Origin of the sequence: Streptomyces sp. NRRL WC-3549 (assembly GCF_000721935.1) — a bacterium.
Taxonomy (GTDB): domain Bacteria; phylum Actinomycetota; class Actinomycetes; order Streptomycetales; family Streptomycetaceae; genus Streptomyces.
Genome location: NZ_KL585426.1, coordinates 93,411 through 97,232 on the forward strand (window position 1 = coordinate 93,411; position 3,822 = coordinate 97,232).

At 72.3% G+C, this 3,822-nt stretch carries 3 protein-coding genes; all 3 read right to left on the minus strand.

Features of this window, described 5'->3' with window-relative positions; translation table 11 throughout:
- Positions 1 to 979, minus strand: a 979-nt coding sequence (locus IH13_RS38735) for a Gfo/Idh/MocA family protein (protein ID WP_234433426.1), incomplete at its 3' end; no start/stop codon positions are given.
- A gap of 1 nt (position 980) precedes the next feature.
- Positions 981 to 2,006: a Gfo/Idh/MocA family protein gene (locus IH13_RS0128880; protein ID WP_031088955.1), complete on the minus strand. Its 1,026-nt coding sequence runs from the start codon at positions 2,004 to 2,006 to the stop codon at positions 981 to 983.
- 432 nt (positions 2,007 to 2,438) lie between these two features.
- A partial coding sequence (locus IH13_RS38740) for a pectate lyase family protein (RefSeq protein ID WP_031088957.1) occupies positions 2,439 to 3,822 on the minus strand: 1,384 nt, incomplete at its 5' end.

Genomic DNA, 3,822 nt, shown 5'->3' on the forward strand with positions numbered 1-3,822 from the left:
CACCAACGGCGTGCGTCCGTGGCGGATGTCGTCGCAGAACTCGGTGAACAGCCGCCGCAGCGCCGTCACCCCGGCGGGCCCGCCGACCTGGCGCGAGGTGCGGTCGCCGCTGGCCCCGCGCACGGTGACCGAGGGGGCGTCCTCGTCGGCGAGCACGTGGCCGTGCGAGCCGAGCACGCGCAGACTGGACGAGACGGGGGCGGGCCCGCAGATTGGACGAGACGGGGGCGGGCCCGACACCGGCGGGCGTACGCGCCACGGTGGCGGTCGCCACCACCCCGTTGCGCAGGCGGAGCGAGAGGACGGCCGCGTCCTCCACGCCGTACGCACCGTGCGGACCGGCGAAGAGCGGCGCGTGCGGGGCGGCGCTGCTGAAGGCGACGACCTCCTCCACCTCCAGGCCGGTGAGGTGGCGGATCGCCAGGGCCGGGTACCAGCCGAAGTTCATCAGTTCGCCACCGCCGGACAGGGCGGGATCGCAGACGAGTTCGGGGCGTTCGACGGTGGTTCCGTCCAGTCCGCCGGCCGCGAGCCACTCCGCGTCGACCGCCAGGGGCAGACCGATCGCGCCGGAGTCCACGATGCGCCGTGCGCGCACGAGCTGCGGCGAGTAGAGGCGGTGTACGGAGGTGAGGAGCCCCGGGGCGCGGTCCGCGGCCTCCCACAGGCGCTGAGCACCGCGGGTGTCGGTCGCCGCGGGTTTGTCGACCAGCACGTGGCGGCCCGCTTCGAGCGCGCGCACCGCCAGGTCGACGTGGCGCGTGGGCTCGCTGCACACCAGGGCGATGTCGCAGGAGGCGAGGCCCTGGTCGAGGTCGAGCAGCGGGATGCCGGTCGCGCTCGCGAGGGCGGCGTCGTCCTCGGCGAAGGGGCTGTCGGGGGTGTCGGCGCAGCCGACGACCTCGATGCCGGGCAGGGACCGCAGCAGCGGTACGTAGTCACGGGCGTGCCGGACCCCGGACACGATGAGGACACGCATCTCAGCAGACCTCCTTGACGTCGACGGGACGTCCTTCGTCCGCGCTGAGTTGAGCCGCCAGGGCGGCGGCGAGTGCGGCGCGTATCTGGTGGGGCGCGGTCAGCGGGGCCGCGGCCCCGTCGAGTACGTCACGCAGATGCCTGGTCTGCTCGGTCATCGCACCGTCGATCGAAGCGGGGGCGAGGGGCGACGCGCCGTGCGTGCGGGGCTCGTCCTCGCTGCTGTGGTGCAGGGTCCCGGCGGTGCCCGAGAGCATCAGGCGGCGGACGAACGTGCCGCGTGCGGCGAGGGCGTAGCAGAGTTCGACGGTGGCGAGGGCGCCGCCGGCGAAGCGCACGAGGATCTGGAAGCTGTCGGGGGTCGGCATGCCGGGCGCCCACGTACGGCAGGGGCGCGCGAAGACCCGGACCGGTTCGTCGTCCATGAGCCAGGTCAGCAGGTCCAGGGCGTGTACGCCGTTGTGGGCGACGTGGCCTCCGGAGCGGGACGGGTCGAGCTGCCAGCCCCGCCAGCCTCCGGGCCAGACGTGCCCGGTGTACCAGGTGAGGTGGGCCAGCCGGGGCGTGCCGATCGCACCGTCGGCGACCGCCTGGGCGATTTCGAGGTGGACGGGCTGGAAACGGGCCGTCTGAGCGACGAGCAGGGGCCGGCCGGCGTTCTCCGCGGCCGAGAGGATGCGGTCGACGTCGGCCACCTTCAGCGCGGCGGGCTTCTCCAGCAGGACGGCCTTGCCAGCGCCGAACGCGGCCACGGTGAGATCGGCGTGCGACTCGGGGGAGGTGCAGACGGCGGTGACGTCGACGCCGTCGGACCAAGCGGTCGCGGGGTCGGTGGACCAGGTGGCGCCCTCGGCGAGGGCCGCCAGCGCGGCGGCCCGCTCGGGGTGCCGGTCGACGACGTGGGCCAGCCGCACCCCCGGGACGCCCGCGAGTGCGGTGACGTGGTCGCGGGCGATGGCACCGGCGCCTATGAGGGCGAGGCGGTGGTCGCCGCCCGCCTTCTCTCCGGGTACAGGGTCAGGGTTCAACGCGGCTCCTCACACGTGACCTTCCAGACTTAGGACGTCAGACATCTTATGTCCTTCCCTGTCGCTTGTCCCGGGCGGTGTGTCGGCGTGGAGGTGGACGTGTGCCTGCCGCGCGGACCGCCGGGGTCAGCGCGGCTCGGCCACGTCCGTGTGCCGTCCTGGTCGCGCACCGGCACGCCGGCGGCGAAGAGGCCGTTCTCGGACCGCTCTTGTCGACGGCGAGCCCGTTGCGGCGCAGGCGCCTGAGCTCCGTCCGCAGCCGGGCGGGGTCGGGTGGGGGCGCGGTCCTACCTCCCGCACGGAGATCCTCTGGCGGTTGGCGGTGGGCGTGGACTCGTCGCCGCCGTCGACGGCCGCAGGGGCCCGGATGGGCTCCTGGCGGCCGGGGTCCCGCGCGGTGGTCCCGCCGGGTGTGCCGGCGGGACCGTGCCGTCAACCGGCGTAGGTCTCGTACTCGGCGATCTTCGGGGTGCCCGTCGAGCTGGTGATCTCGAAGGTGAGCTTGCGCAGCGAGGTCTTGGGGAACGTGATGACGCCCGCCCCGCTGCCGGAGGCCAGGACCGCGCCGGTGTCGGCGTTGCTGACCCTCCAGGAGCCGATGGCACCCGTGGCGCCGGCGGCCTCCCGGACGTTGATCTTGGAGACGCCGGTGGCGGTGTTCCACTTGATCGAGACGGAACCGGTCGAGCCGGACGGCGACCAGTAGGTGCTCATGTCTCCGTCGCGGACGTCGCCGTAGCTCGTCCCGGAGGCCTTGCTCGATCCGTCCGAGCCCGCCCCGATGCTGAGGTTGGTCCCGCCCGGCGGGTTGGGGACGGTCGGGTCGGTCGGGTCGGGGGTGGGCTCGGTCGGCTCCGGGGTCTGGGGCGAGCAGCTGCCGTCCGACACCTTCAGCCCCTTGCCGGCGCCCGCCGTCCCGCTCACCACGGACGGCACGCAGGCGGCCCCGTCCAGGCTGTACGCGTAGGGCACGCCGACCGAGGTGTTGGACTGCGGGTTCGGCCCGGCCGGCTTGTTGTCGGTGCCCGGGGCGGACCAGGTCACGTTGTCGAAGACGTTGCCGCTGACCTGCCAGTAGCCGGCCGCGTCGGTGTAGAAGGTGCCCAGGACGTCCTTGGAGTCCTCGAAGTAGTTGTTGTCCACCTTGGCGCGGGCCCCGGCACGGGAGTTGATGCCCGACTTGCTGAGCCCCACGTAGTGGTTGTTGTAGATGTGGGCCACGCCGCCGCGGAGCAGAGGAGCGCGGGAGTCGATGTTCTCGTACAGGTTGTGGTGGTAGGTGATGAAGGTGTTCGACAGGTCGCTCTCGCTGGACCCGACGAGGCCGCCGCGGCCGGAGTTGCGCAGGATGCTGTAGGAGAGGGTCACGTACTGGGTGTTGTTCTTCATGTCGAAGAGGCCGTCGAAGCCCTCGGACTCGCCGCCCGAGGCCTCCAGGGTGGTGTGGTCCACCCAGACGTTGCGGACGTCCTTCTCCATGCCGATGGCGTCACCGCCGTTGGACGTGGGGGAGCCGGACTTCTTGACGTTCTTGACGGTGACGTTCTGGATGATGATGTTGCTGGACTCGCGGACGTGGATGCCCACCTGGTCGAAGACGGCCCCGCCGCCCACTCCGACGATCGTGACGTTGCTGATCTGCTTGAGCTCGATGACCCCGGCGGCGGTGTTGCAACTGCCGCCCGACACCTTCTCGGTGTTGCCGTGGTTGATCGTCCCCTCCACCTGGATGGTGATCGGGGTGCTGCTGTCGGCCCGTCCGCACAGGGCCTGGTGGATCGCGGTCCCCGTGGTGGCCCGTACGGTCTGCCCGCCC